Origin of the sequence: Streptomyces sp. NPDC002130 (assembly GCF_040296465.1) — a bacterium.
Taxonomy (GTDB): domain Bacteria; phylum Actinomycetota; class Actinomycetes; order Streptomycetales; family Streptomycetaceae; genus Streptomyces.
In genome coordinates this window covers 1-17,371 of sequence record NZ_JBEOXI010000179.1, presented here as the reverse complement: position 1 = coordinate 17,371, position 17,371 = coordinate 1, and the positions used below count along the sequence as shown (strand labels likewise).

Here is a 17,371-nt window from a genome sequence, read left to right as displayed (position 1 = left end):
GGCCAGGCGGGCCTGCTCGACCCCGAGGAGGCCGAGAGCCTGGAGGACGCCCTGGAGCTCAGGCGGCGTGCGACCCCGCGGACCGTGGGCGAGGCGAAGAAGTCGGCCACGGGTATGCGCTGCCCGAACTCCATGAAGACGCGCTCCAGGACACGTACCGCCGACAGGGAGTTGCCGCCGACGTCGAAGAACGAGCGGTCCGGCGCGATCGGGTCGACGCCCAGCTCGGCCGCCCAGAGCTTGTGCACCCTTCCCTCCAGCTCGTCGAGCTCGAAGTCCGTTGGCGTGACGACCGGTTCGGCCCGCAGGGTGAGGAGTTCGTCGCGTGCGAGTTTGCCGGTCGCGCCGTACGGAATCCGGTCGAGCAGCACCCAGGACTGCGGTACGAGGTAGTGAGGCAGCACCTCGGCCAGCTGCGTGCGCAGCGGGGCGCTCCAGTCACCGTCGGGCTCATGCGCCGGGGACAGCACCACGAAGGCGGCGAGTTCGGTGTCACCGGACTCGTCGGGACGGGCCAGGACGACGGCCTCGCGCACACCGTCGAGGCGACCGAGCGCCCATTGCGCCTCCTCGGGTTCCACCCGGTAGCCGCGGATCTTCACCTGGTCGTCGATGCGACCGATGTACTCGAGGACGCCGTCGTCACGCCACCGCACCAGATCACCGGTGCGGTAGCGCCGTTCACCCGAGCCGGGCGCGTCGAAGAAGCTGCGTGCGGTGGTCTCGGGGTTGTTGTGATAGCCGTGCGAGACGGCGACTCCGCCGATGACGAGTTCGCCGGGGACACCGACCGGCACCGGCCGCCCCGAGTCGTCGACGACGACGAGCGTGACGTTGTCCACCGGCCGTCCGATCGGTACCACCGTCTCGGTCGTGGGATCCACCTGGTGCGAGGTGACCACGACGGACGTCTCGGTGGGCCCGTACTGGTTGTACAGCCTCAGCTCGGGGCATCCGGCGGCCAGTTCACGCAGCTCGGGAGTGAGGGTCAGCTTCTCGCCGCCGATGAGCAACTGGCGCAGGGACGGCACCGTCCTGAGCTCCTGCACCAGGTATTTGAGGGGGGTGAACGGCACGCTCATCCGCTGCACCTCGAAGTGGCGCAGCTGCGCCGCGACGGCTGCCGGGTCATAGCGGGTCTCGTCGTCGATGGTGATCAGCGCCTGCCCCGAGGCGAGGGTGGAGAAGATCTCCTGGACGCTCACGTCGAAGCCCGCCGAAGCCCACTGCACGGTCCGCATCGCGCCGAGCGTGCGCAGTTGCCAGCGGATCAGGTTCACCGGGCCCCGGTGCGGTACGGCCACCGGCTTGGGGCGGCCGCTGGAGCCCGAGGTGTAGATGAAGTACGCCGTGGCCTCGTCGTCCACGGTCCGGCCCAGCGGCCCGTCCGCACCGCTCGGCGCCACGTCCTCCAGCCACTGCACCGGGCAGGGCAGGGTGTCGGCCACATCGCGGTCGAGTGTGTGGTCGGCGATGACGAGGCGGGCTCCGCTGTCCGTCAGCATGAAGGCACGCCGCTCGGCGGGCAGCGCACGGTCGACCGGCACGTAGGCGGCACCACACTTGAGCACGGCGAGTACCGCCGTCACCAGGCCCGGGCCGCGTGGCACGCTGACCGCGGCGACCTCGCCCTCGGCCAGGCCTCGGTCGGCGAGCCGCCGTGCGAGGCGGTTGGCCGCGTCGTCGAGCTGCGCGTAGGTGAGTGGGTCGCCCACGCCGGCCACCGCGAGGGCGTCCGGTGTCAGAGCTGCCTGTTTCTCGAACAGGCCGTGGAGCGTGGCGGGTTCGGGTGTGGTGCGCTCGCCCTGGAAGCCGGCCAGGGCCCGCTCGTCCCGTGCGGTCAGCGCCGGCAGCTCGCAGAGGGCGGCGCCGGGAGCATCGACCGAGCCGCGCAGCAGGTGCTCGACGTAATCGACGATCCGCCGCACCGTCGACTCGTCGAAGAGTCCGGCATCGTATTCGACGGTGCAGCGGATGCCCGCCGCATGGTCGGTGAAGTAGAAGGTCAGGCCGAACGGCGCCTGCGTGCGCGGCACTTGAAGGAACTCTGCTGTCAGCCCGGTGGCCTCGAAGACGGAGTCCCGCTCCTCCTCGTACTCCACCATGACCTGGAACAGCGGGTTCGCGCCACTGCCGCGGTCCGGGTTGACGGCCTCCACGATCCGGTCGAACGGGACGTCCCTGTGGTCCATGGCCTCCGTGGTGCGGGCCTTGACGCGGTGCAGCAGCTCACGGAACCCGATGCCGCCGGACAGATCGAGCCGCAGCGCGAGCGTCTCGACGAACATGCCCACGGCGTCGCCGGCGTCCTCGGGCCGGTTCGTGACCGCCGTACCGATGACGATGTCGTCCTGAGCGGCGAACCGGCCGAGGGTGGCGGACACCGCGCCGAGCAGTGCCATGAACACCGTGCAGCCCTCGGCTCGGGCCAGACCGCGGACGCCGCCGCTCAGCTCCCCGTCGATCTCGTGCACCAGCGTCGCTCCGCGCACCTCGTGCCCGGTGGAGCGCGGCCGGTCGGTGTGCAGGGTGAGCGGGGTGGCGTCCGCCAGCTCCCGCTGCCAGTAGGCAAGTCCTTCGGCAGTGGTGCTTTCCGGTGTGCCGGAGGGCCACCGGGGCAGTTCCGGCAGATCGGTGGGTTCGCCCGGCCAGGCACGGTAGTACGCGGCGAGGTCCCGGCACAGGATGCGGGTGGACAGGGCGTCGAGCACGGTGTGGTGAGCCACGAGATACAGCAGGTGGCGCTCTTCGTCGAGCCTGCCGATCCTGGCGCGTATCAGGGGGCCGGTGGCCAGGTCGAAGTCCGCCTCGTCCTCGATGTCCCGCAGCCGCAGGAGTGCCGCCGTGTCGTCCATGCCGGGCAGTTCCGTCACCGGGCATCCCACCGCGACCGTGTCGAGCACGACCTGCTCCAGCCGGCCCTCGCGCTCCCGGAAGACGGTGCGCAGTTGCGGATGGCGCGCCACGACGCGACGCAGGGCGACCCGCAGCGCGTCGGTGTCGAGCGGGCCCTCGATGAGCAGGGCCTTGGGCTCGTAGTAGGTGTGGCTCCCGGGGTTCATCCGGTCGAGCAGCCACAGCTGGCGCTGCAGCGGGGTGACGGGGGCGGTGCGGGGCGCGGCGACCGGGAGGGGGGCGGTCTCGGTTCGGGGCTCGGCGGACGCGGTGCGCAGCCGGTTGAGCTCGGGCAGCCCGTCGAGCATCCGCTCGGGTGCTACCCCGAAGTCGATGAAGCATCCGATCTCGTCCGCGCCCGCGGCCGTCAACGAGTCCAGAACGGGACGCACTTCGGCGGCGCTGCCGATCAGGGCCCGGGTCTCGCAGTAGCGCTCGTAGGCCATGTCGAGCACGTAGTCGAGGTCGTCCTGGTGCGTGGTCAGCAGGTCCACGTCGATGCCGAGGCTGTTGGCGGCGTTGTCGAACAGGTCGATCGAGGAGCGCAGATAGTCGCAGAACGGCTTGCGGGCCTCCTGCCTCGCGCGTTCCGCGTCGGGCCCGAGATAGGTGTGCACCAGGACCACGACGCGTCCGGTCGCGGGGTCGAGGCCGTGGGCCGCGCGGGCGGCACGGTAGCGAGCGATGTTCGCGGCGAGGTCCTCGACGCTCTGGGCCATGAGGTTGGTGACGATGCCGAGGCCGGCCCGTGCGGCCCGTTCGTAGCTCTCGGGGTTGGACAGGACCGCGGCGAACAGCGGGACGTCGTCGCCCTGCACGGGCCTGGGGTGCAGGCTCACTTCGGTCGGGTGGCCGGAGCCCGAGGTCAGGGTCAGCGGCCGGCCGGACCACAGGTGCCGGAACGTGTCGAGGTGTTCGTACATGACGTCCCGCTGCCGGCCGTAGTTCTCCGGTGCCAGGACGAAGTCGGTGGAGTGCCAGCCACTGGCGAAGCCGAGGCCGACCCGCCCTCCGGAGAGGTTGTCGACGACCGCCCATTCCTCGGCCACGCGGACGGGGTTGTGCAGGGGCAGCACGACGGAGCCGGCGTGCAACCGGACCCGGGAGGTGCGCGTGGCCAGGGAGGCCGCCAGGACGGAAGGGTTGGGGAACAGCGCGCCGAACGAGTGGAAGTGCCGTTCCGGCAGCCACAGGGCGTGGAAGCCGTGCTCGTCGGCGTACTCCGCGGCTTGCAGCAGGTGCTGGTAGGCGACGGAACTGTCGGGGGCGGGGTAGTCGCCGAAGAAGTACAGGCTGAAGTCGGGGGACGACGTGCGCGCGGTGGTGCGGGAAGGCGTGGGGTCGGGTGTGCCGGCAGGGGACACCCGGGCCGGCGGACGACTGGTGGCCATGGGGGCGGGGGCGGGTTCGGCGGCAGCGGCGTCGGTCCGGTCCCTCCCGGACCCGGGATGGGCGGCGGGCAGGGCGGGCGGAGCGCCGGCGGCGGCCTCGCCGGGCCGCAGACCGCTGAGGACCTTCAGTTGTCCGGCCGTCAGCTCGGAGAAGCGGGTCATCATCTTGCCCGCCAGCTGCAGCTGGTCGGTGAACAGGGCGAGCGCGCACTCGAAGGCGTCCCCGTTCGGCACCGAGGGCGGTGCGACGGACGTGGCGGGCACGGGAGCGAGCGGGACGGCCTCTTCGACGACCGGCACCTGAGCCGAAGGAGCCGGGGTTGCCGGGGTCGCCGGAGTTGCCGGGGCGGCGGAGCTCGCGGGGGCGACGGAGGCCGCGGGGGTGGCAGGGGCGGCAGAGGCCTCCGGGGCAGGGGCGAGGGAGGCCGCAGGGGCTGAATTGTTCGCGGCGCGGCCCGCCACCGTTGTGGCCAGCTTCTCGGGTGTGTCCACGTCAGTGAACAGTTCGCGCAGGGACACCCGTACCCCGAACTCGGACTGCACGGCCCTGGCCAGTGCCATGAGCGACAGCGAGTCGGCCCCGGAGGCGACGAACGAGGTTCCGGGGTCGAGCTGTTGCGCCGGGAGGGCAAGCCGACCCGAGACAAGGGCGAGCACGTCGCCCGCGGTTACGGTCATTTCCGCTGCTCCAATCCTTGGGCTCATGCCTCACGCCGCCAGAAGACGCCCAGGCCGTCGATGTCCTGGATGGGGTCCGTGACCCCGAACTCGGCCCTCCAGTCGTGCACGGCTTCGGCGCACACGGGGATGTGGTAGTCGTCCACGATCACGAACCCGCCGGGCGAGAGCTTGGGGTACAGGTGGACCAAGGTGTCCATGGTCGACTCGTACAGGTCGCTGTCCAGCCGCAGCACGGCGAGCCGGTCCACCGGCGCGGTGGGAAGCGTGTCGCGGAACCAGCCGGGCAGGAACCGCACCTGGTCGTCGAGCAGGTCGTAGCGCTCGAAGTTCCGGCGGACCGTGGGCAGGTCCGTCGCCATGAAGTCGTTGTAGCGGTCGGAGGCGAGCTCCCGGTCCCCCGCGTGGGTCGACGCGTCCGCCGCCGGCATGCCCTCGAAGGAGTCCGCCACCCACACGTGGCGGTCGGTCACGCCGTGGGCTTTGAGCAGGGCCCGCATGAAGATGCAGGTCCCGCCGCGCCACACGCCGGTCTCGATGAAGTCACCGGGTACGCCGTCCGCGAGCGTCGTCTTCACACAGTGCTCGACGTTCTCGAGGCGACGTATCCCGATCATGGTGTGCGCCACGCTCGGCCAGTCGACGCCGAGTCTGCGGTTGAGCTCGTCGTACTCGTGCGCCGGGGTCCAGCTGGCCGGTACGGGCGCGTCCTCGTAGATGGTGTTCGCCAGTACCTTCTTCATCAGATCCAGGTAGAGCTGTGCCGTCGGGTCATGCATGCGATCGTTCCTGTCGGGTGGGTGCGTCTCACGCGTTGGTGGCGAGGGGCTGCTGTGCCGCGACCGGTGCGGGCTTGTCCTTGCCGGACACCCGCACGTACCAGACCGCGACCAGGATCAGGGCGCAGATCTGGGCGAGCGCCACGGCGTCGAAGGAGCCGTGGAAGGCGGTCTCCGCGAGATAGGTGACGCCCGGCAGCGTGGTGAGGAGGACCATCGCCACCATGGGGTCGATACGTTGCAGCCCCGCCTGCAGTGCGAACAGGGGAAGGGTCACCGCGAGCACGCCGGTGAGCAGCATGGTCAGCAGCTCCCCGGTCCAGTTGCCGCCGGGCCCTCCGACGAGGATCAGGAGCAGTCCGCCGCACAGGTATGTGAGGTGGAACCGGTGTGCCGTGACATACACGGGGTCGACACCCCGACGGCCCAACTCGGCCGACAGCAGGGCGAGTACGGGTGCGCCGACCCCGGCGACGATCACCAGCGCAAGCCCGATCGCCGTCCCCGGCCCGACCGCGCTGTCCGCGGTGAACCGCTGTCCGATGGCGACACCGAGCAGCACCAGCACGACCGCGGCGAACCAGCCCTGCCGGGACACTCGGCGTCCCTGCCCTGCGAGGCCGAGCAGCGCGAGCACGATCGGGCCCATCGCCGTCTCGACTCCGGTGGCCAGCGTGGCGGGCACCCAGGTCAGGGAGGCGTAGAAGCTGAGGAAGGTGACTGCCGTGACGACGTTCATCGCCACGAGCAGGACACGGGCCCCGGGGGCGGCGGTGGTCCGTCCCCTCCGCAGGCGACGGGCCAGCAGAACCGTGTTGAACAGTACTGCGGCGGCACCGAATCCCGCACAGGAAAGGGCCAGGCTGCCGCTGGAGTCGAGGGTGCCCGACACGAAGCCGTACACGCCCGCCTGCAGCAGTACGGAGGCGACGATGCACAGAACGGGCATGGTCAGCCCCCGACTTCGGAGACCTGGAACAGGGTTCCGGAGTCCTCCATCTCGTGCAGCACCGCGAGGCTGTGCTCGATGAGTTCGGCGTCCTCGTGCACGAAGAAGGCCGTGCCGCAGGAACCCGTGGTCAGTTGGGTGTCCCGCAGTACGTCGTTGACCTGCGGGAGCCGGGCCGCGCTGTGGAAGCCGGGCAGCCGGCGCAGTTCCCGCAGACCGTCGGCGGAGGTCAGGATGCCCGGGCGGTGGGCGCGGAGGAAAACCTTGGCCAGGGTGCGGGCCGGCCCGTACGGCAGGTCGAACCGGTTGCGGAAGTCGTCGGGGCGCAGCAGCCGTTCGGCGACCAGGTGCGGACTGCTGTAGCCGAACGCGCAGTGGTAGGCGTCGGGTGACAGATAGGGGCCCATCAGCCGCGAGTTGACTTCGACGAGCCGGGGCCCCGCGGCGGTGAGCATCACCTCGGTGTGGGCCGCGCCGTCCTTGAAGCCGAGCGCGTCGAGGCAGCTCATGGTGTAGTCGACGAGCTCCTGCTCGCGCTCGTCCGGAATGGTGCGGCTGATGATGTGCCGCAGCACCGGACTTCCCTCGATGTGATCGATGCGCTCGGCGTACAGCTCGGCGAGTAGATGCCGGCCGTCCATGCTCACCGTATTGACGATGTACTGCGAGCCGGACAGGAAGTCCTGCGCGAGGACGCCTTCGTTGATCTCACCCATGAGGTTGCGCCGTCCCACGACCGCTCGGAAGGCGGTGAGGGCCTCGTCCATGGTGGAGCAGATCTGGCAGCCGTCACTGCCGGCGCTGTTGAACGGCTTGATCACCAGCGGGTACGACGCCCAGGAGGCGAGGAGGGTCCTCAGCTCGTCCTCGGTGCGCACGACCGCGCTGCGGGCGTGGGCGAGGCCTGCCTCGGCGAGGGCCTGCTGCATCCGGTACTTGTCTCGACGGGCCGAGCGCAGTTCGTGCCGGTGGTACGGGAGGCGGAGCCGTTCGGCGAGTTCGTCGGCGAGGGTGACGCCGAACTCGCTGCCCGCGACGATGGTGCGCACGCCCAGCGCGCTCAGCTGCTCCGCCGTGCTGTCGAGGTCGGAGTGCAGGACGGTCTTGATGCCGGTGCGCTCCGTCCCCGCCAGCGGCGCGCGGTCCTCCGGATGGACCTCGAGGAATGCGGCCCCCTCCTCCTGGAGGGCGTCGGCGAGCTGGGCGCCGCTGGAGGCCGGGATGACGAGCGCGATCACAGAGCGGTCCTTTCGGCGAGCGTGGCTACTTCATCGGTGTGGGGCCGGACGATCTGACCTCCGGCCACGGCCGCGTGCTGGGCGGCCGCCCGCAGGTAGTTGACGATGGGGTGACGGGCACCTGCGGCGGCGCCGAGGACCCAGATGCGTTCCGGGGTGCCCCGCTCGGGAAAGCGGACCCGCAGGTCGGCGAGGAGTTCGGGCTGCGGGCCGTCCCCGTCGTAGCCGACGTGCAGTCGGCCGACCGTTCCCGTGAGCCGCCGAGTGCGGTATCCGGCGGCGACGACCACGTGGTCGAAGCTCTCGTGCGTGCCGTCCGGCCAGTGCACCCGCCAGCCGGCGTCGGTCCGCTCGATGCGCCGCGGGTAGCGGGGGGCCACGCGCAGCCTGCCGGCTGCGGCACGGGATGCGAGCAGCTTGGCGTTGCGCACCGGGATCGCGGAGATGTACCGCGACATCAGGGTGCGGTAGCGGGCGAGGACGTCCGCGGCGGCCCGGGGCCGCCAATGCGGTACGTGCTCGTTGAGCGCGTCGATCACCTCGGCGACGATGTCCTGCCATGGCACGCGACCGTCGTCGGCGAACTGGGCTTCCTCTTGCAGCAGCCGAGTGGCCTTGTCCGGCGCGTAGCGCGTGCGGACGCCGCGTGTCGTCGGATGGCTGCGGCGTATGGCCCGGACGAGCATGCGGGCGAGTGAGCCGTCGAAGGAGGCCTTGTCGGGGTCGAGTGCCGCCCAGTCGCGCCGGCCGATGGCGGGCTCGGCGCTGCGGCGCAGACGGGTGCGTACTGCCGGCAGGGTGGCCGAAGGTGAGGTCAGGACACAGTGCCGACGTCCTTGCTGGGACAGGACGAGGGCGGCGTCGATGGCCGACAGCTTGGAGCCGAGGACGAGGACTCGCGCGTCGTGCGGCAGTCGCCGCAGTCGGTCGGCCGGGTAGGGCGATTCGAGGAGGCGCGGGTCGCCCCGGTGGGCGCTGACCTCGGCGGGCAGCCGGGGAGCCTCGGCGCCCGCGCAGAAGAGGATGTCGGTGCCCGTGACGGTGGCGCCGTCGCCCAGCTCGACCTGATAGGTGCCGTCGTCGAGACAGTTGATGGCGACCGCCCGTTCCCGGATGTGGGTGACCCTGGTGCCCGCCGCACGGGCCCGGTCGCGGTACTGGCCATAGCGCTCCCGGCAGTACTGCCCGACGAGGTAGCGAGGCACGAAGTCGTCGCGGTGCACGGGATGTCCGCGTGCCGCCAGGTAGTCGAGTAAGTCGGAGCGCCCCTCGCTCAGCAGGGACGTCACGTCCACGGAGGTGTTGCACAGGAGTGTGGGGTCGGTGGTGCCGAAAGCGGTGCCGAATCCGATGGCACCGGGCGCCACCAGGGTGATGCGTTCGATGCCGGGCGCGCCGGCCACGTGGGCCAGCGCGCTGACAGCGGTGGCGCCACCTCCGATGATGACAATTCGCTGGGTCACAGGCCTATCCGTCGCTGCTCAACTGGTTCCCGGCCGGGCGGCCGGGCCGGGGGCGGGCATGTGGGTGTCGGCTGGTTCCACGACCACCGTGAAGGGCGCGCGGCCGAGTCGGGCTGCCCGTGCGGGGTGCCTTCGGCGGCGGCGGGAGACGACAGGGAAACCTCGTCGAGTGTCCCGGTGACCATGCGTCAGGCCACGGCGACAGGTGTCATTCATTCCCGTCCACTCACTTGGTGATGGGTCTTCGGGCCTGGCCGGGTCGGCGATCCTGCCGGAAGGTGTCCTCGTTCAGGACAGGCCGGCGCACACGGCTCAGCCGATGGGGTACGCGACCCGGCCTCCCGGCGGGAGCACCACGCTGCGGGGGCACAGGGGACTGCGGCATCCGGAGGAAACGCGTCTCACACGGAGCCGCGGGTGACCGCCGCGGGGTGATCGCTTGAAGTGCCCGCACTCGGGCCAAGCCCGGGCCGGGCAGCGAGGTGAGGAGAGAACGTTCGATGTGGCCCAGGGCGACCCTGTCCCAGGATGCCGGGCAGGGTCGCCCTGCGAAACGCCTGGACCTGATCAGTCCTGCGGCGTGGCGTACACAACCCAGTTGTCGTGGGTGTGCGGGTAGGGGCGGAAGTCGCCGTGCGGCGGGTCGTCCCAGGAGATCCGGCGGATCTCGTGGATGGTCCAGTCGGAGAAGAGCTCGCGCATCTCCTCCTCGCTGTAGTAGCGGAACAGCGTGTCCTTGTAGGCGAAGGTGTGCGGCGCGATCTCCTCGCCCTCGCCGTACGTGCCGTCCTTGAGCGTGAAGGCATTGGTGACGAAGAGGCCACCGGGCGCCACGATGCGACGGGCCTCGGCTATGAGGTCGGTGGGGTCCTGGATCTGGCCGAACACGTCGAAGCACGTCACCGCGTCCACCGAGGCGTCGATGAGCGGCAGCTTCGTCGCGTCGGCGCGCAGCAGGAACGAGCGCTGCTTGATGACGCCTCGGGCGTGCGCCAGCCCGGTGGGGGCGATGTCGACGCCGACCGCGTTGAACCCGGCGTCAGCCAGCGCGGCGAGGTTGCGCCCGTCACCACAGCCCAGGTCGACGACCGTGCGAGTGCCGCGGGCTTCGAGGGCCTCAACTGCCTGAGGAATGACCGGAATCGGATCCTCCTGCCACAGGGGACCTGCATCCTGATCCTGGTAGGCCTTCTCCCATCCGTACTGAAGCTCCGCATACTCAGCCGTGCTTGTCATACTGCCTCCTTGGGATGACTTACATACGTCATCTTATTCATTGCCGATGACTCGTAAAGGGGCGTCTCAAGATCTGAACGCGCACCTTCAACCGGCCAGGTCGAGCCACCTCAGACCGGCGGTGGTGGCGGCCGCGGCCACCACCACGACCAGGAACGGCGCGCGCCGCCACACCGCCACACCCGCGACAGCAAGGCCCACGACCCTTTCGTCGAGGGCCAGTTGCTGCTGGTCGACGAAGGTCTGCGTGGCGATGAGGGCCGCGAGCAGCGCAACGGGCACCACGCCCGCGACCCGTGCGACGGCCGGCCGGTCGAGCGCCCTCTCGGGGACCAGCAGTCCCGCCAGCTTGAACGCGAAGCAGGCGGCCGTCGCGAGGAGGATCCAGGTCCAGCTCATGAGGCACCTCCGCGCCCAGGCGCACTCTCCCCCGCGCCCGGCTCGCCCGCCGGGACGCAGTCCGTGGGTCCGCCCTCCGGCACTCCTTCGTTCACATTCCGGCCATCCTGCTGCCGGGGCTGCACAGTTGGCAGCAGCAGAACACTCAGAGCCGTCAGTCCGGCGATCACCACGGGCAGGCCCGAGCCGACGAGCGGGGACACAGCCACGGCGACCAAGCCCGCGAGGACGAAGACGAACCGGCCGGCACGCTCACGCAGGCGCGGCGCCACCAGGGCCAGGAACGCGGCGGACGAGGCCACATCGAGCCCGAGCACCTTGGGGTCCGCCAGCAGCGAGCCGGCGAGGGCACCGACCAGAGTGGTCACGTTCCAGAACAGGAACACCACGGAGCCGGTGACCCAGTAGGCGAAGCGACTCGCCGACGGCGTCCGCTTGGCGATGGCCATGGCCGTGCTCTCGTCACTCAGCAGGTGGGCAGCGGGCAGCAGCAGCCTCGCGCGCACATCCAGCACCGGCCGCAGGCTCACCCCGTAGAAAAGACTGCGCACTCCGAGTAGCGTCGCGGTTGCGGATGCGGCAACGCCGCCGCCACCCGCCGCGAGCGTACCCACCAGGGCGAGTTGGGCCGAGCCTCCGTACAGGAGGAGGGACAGGAACTGCGTCTGTCCGATGCTCAGGCCGCTGGATACGGCCAGTGCCCCGTAGGACAGGCCGTAGGCGCCGACGGCCAGGCCCACCCCGAGGGCATCGCGCACAAGCCTCGCCTTCTCCTTGCGCGGTAGCTGGTCTTGCTCCTGGATCACCACGGGGAGCCCTTCCACGTTTCGCGTCAGACGGGGCGGCCCAGATCCTGAGACACCCCCTTTACGTCATGGATCTTACTTAGTATGACTGTTCCGTGTCATCACAGCGGTCGCACATGACATGCAATAGCGCAGATGACCGGTCGGCCGCACGACAGGTGAGGGAAGATGAAGCACTACTTGGACCGCTTCGAGGCCCTGCTGGGGCTCACCCCGATCAAGCCCGTCACGATTGATGTCCAGGGGGAGCCACGAACGATCCAGCTGAAGCTCGAGGGGTACAACATCTCCGGCTCGATCAAGGCCCGTACCGCCTACGGGCTGGTACGCGGCCTCGTGCAGGAGGGCAAGATCAGGCCCGGTGTGCAACTGCTCGAGTCCACGTCGGGCAACCTGGGCGTGGCCCTGGCCGGCATGGCCCGCTATCTGGACATCGGTTTCACCGCCGTGCTCGACCCCATGAGCACAGCCGAGGTCCGCGCGCGCCTGACGGACCTCGGCGCCCACATCGTGATGGTCGACGAGGTCGACGAGGCGGGCGGGTATCTGCTGTCACGGCTCGCCAAGGTCCAGGAGATGCTCGCGATCGACGACAGCTACGTATGGGTCGACCAGTACAACAGCCCGGAGAACCCGGACATCCACTGCCGGATGACCGGCCCGGAGATCCTCGATCAGTTGCCGTCCCCTCCGGACGCGCTGTTCGCCGCCGTTTCCACCGGCGGTACGTTCGCCGGGATCAGTCAGTGCTTCCGCGACCGGGGCGTGTCCACCCGCATGGTGGCCGTGGACGTCAACGGCTCCGTCGCCTACGGCGGAGTACCCGGCCGGCGGCATCTGCCCGGCATCGGCGCCAGCCGGCCGTCCTCCTTCCTCAGGGATTCCCTGATCGACCACTACGCCTATGTGGATGTCGGCGAGGCCGCCTACTACTGCCGGACGGTGCTGGCGGAGACGGGCGTTCACCTCGGCGCTTCATCCGGCGCGGTCGTGGCGGCCTGCGCACGCTATCTGCGTGAGAATCCCGACGTCCGCGATGCCCTGTGCATCTGCGCGGACGGCGGAGAGAAGTACGAGAGCACCATCTACTCCGACAAATGGATGCAATCGATCGGGGCCACTCCCCAGCCGACGGGCGTCGCCGGATAGACCCGCGAGGTCGGGCGGGCCACTCGCCCTGAACAAAAGAAGGATAGGACCGAGGTGCAGACAAGCAGCCTGGCCGAGCGCTTTCATGCGCTCGAGAGGCACGCCTCAGGCGGCCCCCGGGGGGACGTGGAAGACGTGGTCGACGTATCGGCTGCCGAACTGCGGTTCGCAGACGAACACGATGTGGCGCAGACGCTCGTGCTCGGCGCGTTGTGTGCCCGCATGAACGGCGGCGCATCGATCACCTCCACGCTCGGCAGAACCGCCGAACGGTACGTCAAATCCTCGATCCTTTACACGGGTCGGATCCTGCCCCGGGCGATGGAGCTGATCGAACTTCTCGACCGCGGAGCGGACGAGAAGTCGCCGGACCTCCTCACCGAGGCGGCCGACCATCTCAGCCAGGGCTGGGCCGACTATCCGCAGTCCGCGTTCCCTGCGGCTTTCGCCAGGCTCGCCGGCGAGCTGGGCCTCGACGTGCCTCTCCGGCAGTTCTCCGAGGTTTCGTTCGTGTCCTGGAAGCAGGGTCTGGCCAGCGCCACTGCGAACGACGCGGAGCGGGCGCTGTCCTCCTTCGAAGTGTCGCTCGACCGGTATCGCGACTATCGCTACTACGCGGACGCCGCCTGGCTGCACACGGATCTGGTGATCGCCCATCTGCTGGCCGGCCGTGAGGACCGGGCGTCGGCCACCGCGGAGGCGCAGCGGGACTACGTGGAGGAGATCCTCCGCACCCACCCCCTCGTCGAAGGTGCCGGGGACGAGTCGTACGCCTTCCATCTGGGCGACGTACGCAGCGGCAGCTACGGCACCTTCGTGGAGTCCTCCACGGTGCGACCGGATGTGCTCACCACCCGCGATGCGGCGTTGCTGAAACGCTATGTGCACACCAGCCAGTACCTCATCGCGGCCTGCCGTTACGGGGCCCGACGGGATTTCGACGCGGCGCTCGACGTCTTCTCCTGCGGGTGGTCCACCTTCCAGGCCTCGCCGTATCCGAGGATCTTCCTGCACCTGGCCGACCGCTACACGGACAACCGGCACGACTGGAACCCCCATCTGACCGCGTACGAGGGCTGGCACCGGATGCTGCGCACCTACCGGATCCGGGTCAAGCCAGGCGTGCTGATCGACACCGCGACGACTCTGCACGACCGGTTCGCCTACGCGGGCCTGCAGACCAGTGCCGCCGTGGTGCTGCTCGACGCGGCCATCCTGCACGCCCGGCTGCACGGCAAGACCGGCGCGGTGGAATGGGTCACCCGCTATCTAGAGGAACTGCGTCCGGTTGTACCGGAGATGGTGAATGCGACAGCCCATTACCTGCAAGCACCCCAGAGCAGCCCGTTCCAGTGGCAGCTCAGCAAGTACATCGGGCTGCGCCCCGCCCATATGACGCCGGAGTTCCCGGTGGAGCTCGGCGCGGACACCGCGCCGGATCCCGACCGATTCGAGGTAGCGCTTTACGGATCGCTCCTCTCGCTGGAAGGAATAACGATCTATGAAGCCACGCCGCAGCCACTCACTGATACGCTCAAGGTGCTCGGCGAATCCTTTGTGCACAGGAAGCCGGACGGCGAAGTTCCGTTCCTGTCGGCAACAGAGCTTTCCCAGCGCACGAACCGCACTCCGGCAGCAATCGCCCAGACCGTGCGCAGATTCCGGAACACCTGTCAGAAAATCTTCCGGGAAGCCACCGAGTACGAACTGATCCAGGATGCCGTCATCCAAGGCCGCCCTGGATACCGCCTAAATCCGGCGAAGGTTCAGCGGTTTCGCGACTACTCCTCGGGCTCCTGACTTTCACGTTCCCGCCTGCTCAAGAAAAGGACCGTAGCGTACGCCATGCTCGAAAACACTCGCATCGTAGTAACACCCGAGGACGTCGACGCGGAATTCAAGTTCGTGGTGGCCCTCAAGGCCAAGCTCGACCCCGGAGTGGCCACGAATGCCGCGTCCCATCTCTGTCTCGGTCTGGTCGCGAAGGCAGCGGCCGAACGACCTGAACTGCTTCCGCACATGTCGTTCCTCGATTTCCCGGATGCCGATGAAGGCACCCACGCACCTGTCTCCGGACTCTCGCTCGTCGTACTCGAAGGCCGCCCCGCGTGGCTGCGCCGGCTGCGCGGTGAGGCGTCCGCGGCCGGACTCCTGAGCACCGACTTCACCGGGCAGATGACCGGCGGCAGTTACGCCGAGCAGCTCGAGCGCATGCGTCGGACCCCGGAGGGCGAACTCGACTACTACGGCGTGGCTCTCTTCGGCGCGCGCGACGCGGTCGACCCGCTGACGAAGAAGTTCTCCCTGCTGCGTTAGCCGGACCGAGCCACCGGCCCGGAACACCCCTCCTCTCCCACGACCACGACCACGACCTGAACAGCGAGGTACACATGGACCACACCGAGCAGTCGCCGGACCAGAGCCTCACCATCGTCCCCGCGGCGGCGGTCAGAGAAGTTCTGCGATCCCTGGGCACGGCGTCCAAGGAGATCGTCGAGGACATCTACATCAAGGCCGCGCAGGGGAAGTTGGTCAACCCCGACAGCCTGTTCCTGCGCCCGGACGAAGAGCGCAGGGAGCGCGTCATCGCCCTGCCCGCGTATGTCGCCGGCGACTCCGAGGCCATGGGGGTGAAGTGGATTTCGAGCTTCCCGGAGAACCTCGGCCTCGGACTCCCCCGGGCGTCCGCCCTGATCGCGCTCAACGATCCGCGCACCGGCTTTCCCAAGGCCGTCCTCGAAGGAGCACAGATCAGCGGGCACCGCACCGCGCTGTCGGCGGCGGTCGGCGCGGAGGCGCTGCGCGCGGGCGACCGCACGCCGGCCAAGGTGGCGGTCATCGGCACCGGCTACATCTCGCGCACCACCCTGGAGGTGTTCGCCGGTCTGGGCTGGGCCAGTGACAGTCTCGTGGTGTTCGACCTCGACCACGAACGCGCGCAGAACTTCGCCGCCGAGAGCAGGGAACTCCCCGGTCGGCTCACGGCCGACGTCTCCACGGCCGCCACGCTCAGGGAGGCCGTGGCGGACGCGGACGTCGTGCTCTTCGCCACCACCGCGGTCGTGCCGCACCTCAGCGAGTCGAGCTGGTTCAAGCACGACGCCGTGGTCCTGCACATGTCTCTGCGTGACCTGATGCCCGAAGCCATGGCAGGCGCTGTGCACGTGGTGGACGACGTGTCGCACGCCCTGCGCGAGAAGACCTCGCTCGCCCTCGCCGTCGAGCAGGGCACCGTGCAGCGCCGCGACATCGTCCCCGTCGGTGACCTGCTGAGCGGCGCGGTCAAGCCCGACCGCGGCACACGGGCCGTCTACTCCCCGTTCGGACTCGGCTCGTTGGACATCGCCCTGGCCCAGCTCGTCCTGGACAAGTCGCGGGATGCGGCAGGCGTCGTCACCGTTCCCGGCTTCACATGCACTTCCTGAGCCTCACCTTCCCGCCGTTCACCCGGCGTCACCCCCACGTGCCCAGTGCCCCCTTGCCAAGCAGAGGAGAAACGGCCTTGTCCCGTCGACTGTTCACTTCGGAATCCGTGACCGAGGGCCACCCCGACAAGATCGCAGACCGGATCAGTGACACGATCCTGGACGCGCTGCTGCGAGAGGACCCGGCCTCCCGGGTGGCCGTGGAGACGCTGATCACCACCGGTCAGGTGCATATCGCCGGCGAGGTGACCACCCAGGCGTACGCCCCGATCGCGCAGCTGGTGCGCGACACCATCCTGGACATCGGTTACGACTCGTCGGCCAAGGGCTTCGACGGCGCCTCGTGCGGGGTGTCGGTGTCCATCGGTGCGCAGTCCCCGGACATCGCGCAGGGCGTGGACAGCGCCTACGAGCGGCGTGTCGAGGGCGACGAGGACGAACTGGACGCGCAGGGCGCCGGGGACCAGGGCCTGATGTTCGGCTACGCCACCGACGAGACGCCCACGCTGATGCCGCTGCCCATCGACCTGGCGCACCGGCTGTCGCGGCGCCTGACCGAGGTCCGCAAGAACGGCACGCTGCCCTACCTGCGTCCCGACGGCAAGACACAGGTGACCATCGAGTACTCGGGCAGCCGTCCCGAGCGCCTGGACACCGTCGTGGTCTCCAGCCAGCACGCGGCCGACATCGACCTCGACACCCTGCTCGCCCCCGACATCCGCGAACAGGTGGTCGAGCATGTCCTGGCCGAACTCGCCCTGGACGGCATCAAGCTGGACACGGACGGCTACCGCCTGCTGGTGAACCCCACCGGCCGCTTCGAGACCGGCGGCCCGATGGGCGACGCGGGCCTGACCGGCCGCAAGATCATCATCGACACCTACGGCGGCATGGCCCGCCACGGTGGCGGCGCCTTCTCCGGCAAGGATCGACGTGGCCGTCTCCGTAAGCCTGAACAATCTC

The 17,371-nt window shown here is 69.5% G+C and carries 13 protein-coding genes; 5 read left to right on the top strand and 8 right to left on the bottom strand.

Features of this window, described 5'->3' with window-relative positions:
* The 8 genes from ABT116_RS28665 to ABT116_RS28630 all read right to left on the bottom strand — a co-directional run.
* Positions 1 to 4,964, bottom strand: a 4,964-nt coding sequence (locus ABT116_RS28665) for a non-ribosomal peptide synthetase (protein WP_351639754.1), incomplete at its 3' end; no start/stop codon positions are given.
* A 23-nt stretch (positions 4,965 to 4,987) separates the two neighbouring features.
* Positions 4,988 to 5,743 carry a TylF/MycF family methyltransferase gene (locus tag ABT116_RS28660; RefSeq protein ID WP_351639752.1) on the bottom strand — a complete coding sequence of 252 codons (756 nt, stop codon included), beginning with the start codon at positions 5,741 to 5,743 and terminating at the stop codon, positions 4,988 to 4,990.
* A gap of 28 nt (positions 5,744 to 5,771) precedes the next feature.
* Positions 5,772 to 6,692, bottom strand: a complete 921-nt coding sequence (locus ABT116_RS28655; protein WP_351639749.1) for a DMT family transporter — start codon at positions 6,690 to 6,692, stop codon at positions 5,772 to 5,774.
* A gap of 2 nt (positions 6,693 to 6,694) precedes the next feature.
* On the bottom strand, positions 6,695 to 7,930 hold the full coding sequence (locus ABT116_RS28650; protein WP_351639747.1) for an ATP-grasp domain-containing protein: 1,236 nt from the start codon (positions 7,928 to 7,930) through the stop codon (positions 6,695 to 6,697).
* Complete coding sequence (locus tag ABT116_RS28645; RefSeq protein WP_351639744.1) at positions 7,927 to 9,393, bottom strand: FAD/NAD(P)-binding protein; 1,467 nt, start codon at positions 9,391 to 9,393, stop codon at positions 7,927 to 7,929. Before ABT116_RS28645 ends, ABT116_RS28650 begins: the two co-directional genes overlap by 4 nt.
* 567 nt (positions 9,394 to 9,960) lie before the next feature.
* Positions 9,961 to 10,629, bottom strand: coding sequence for a class I SAM-dependent methyltransferase (locus ABT116_RS28640; RefSeq protein WP_351639742.1), 669 nt, complete (start codon positions 10,627 to 10,629; stop codon positions 9,961 to 9,963).
* Between the two features lie 87 nt (positions 10,630 to 10,716).
* Entirely contained in the window at positions 10,717 to 11,028 is a 312-nt protein-coding gene (locus tag ABT116_RS28635) for an AzlD domain-containing protein (RefSeq protein ID WP_351639740.1), read from the bottom strand.
* Positions 11,025 to 11,834, bottom strand: a complete 810-nt coding sequence (locus ABT116_RS28630; protein ID WP_351639737.1) for an AzlC family ABC transporter permease — start codon at positions 11,832 to 11,834, stop codon at positions 11,025 to 11,027. Before ABT116_RS28630 ends, ABT116_RS28635 begins: the two co-directional genes overlap by 4 nt.
* Before the next feature lie 168 nt (positions 11,835 to 12,002).
* Between ABT116_RS28630 and ABT116_RS28625 the strand changes: the two genes are divergently transcribed.
* The 5 genes from ABT116_RS28625 to metK form a co-directional block, all read left to right on the top strand.
* A complete protein-coding gene (locus ABT116_RS28625) occupies positions 12,003 to 12,983 on the top strand; it encodes a cysteine synthase family protein (protein ID WP_351639734.1) in 981 nt (326 codons plus the stop codon).
* A 54-nt stretch (positions 12,984 to 13,037) separates the two neighbouring features.
* Positions 13,038 to 14,783: a hypothetical protein gene (locus ABT116_RS28620; RefSeq protein WP_351639732.1), complete on the top strand. Its 1,746-nt coding sequence runs from the start codon at positions 13,038 to 13,040 to the stop codon at positions 14,781 to 14,783.
* Positions 14,784 to 14,828: 45 nt separating this feature from the next.
* On the top strand, positions 14,829 to 15,299 hold the full coding sequence (locus ABT116_RS28615; protein ID WP_351639729.1) for a DUF2000 domain-containing protein: 471 nt from the start codon (positions 14,829 to 14,831) through the stop codon (positions 15,297 to 15,299).
* 74 nt (positions 15,300 to 15,373) lie between these two features.
* Entirely contained in the window at positions 15,374 to 16,408 is a 1,035-nt protein-coding gene (locus ABT116_RS28610) for a 2,3-diaminopropionate biosynthesis protein SbnB (protein WP_351639726.1), read from the top strand.
* Positions 16,409 to 16,485: 77 nt separating this feature from the next.
* The coding region (gene metK, locus ABT116_RS28605; RefSeq protein WP_351639723.1) for a methionine adenosyltransferase at positions 16,486 to 17,371 on the top strand (886 nt) is incomplete at its 3' end.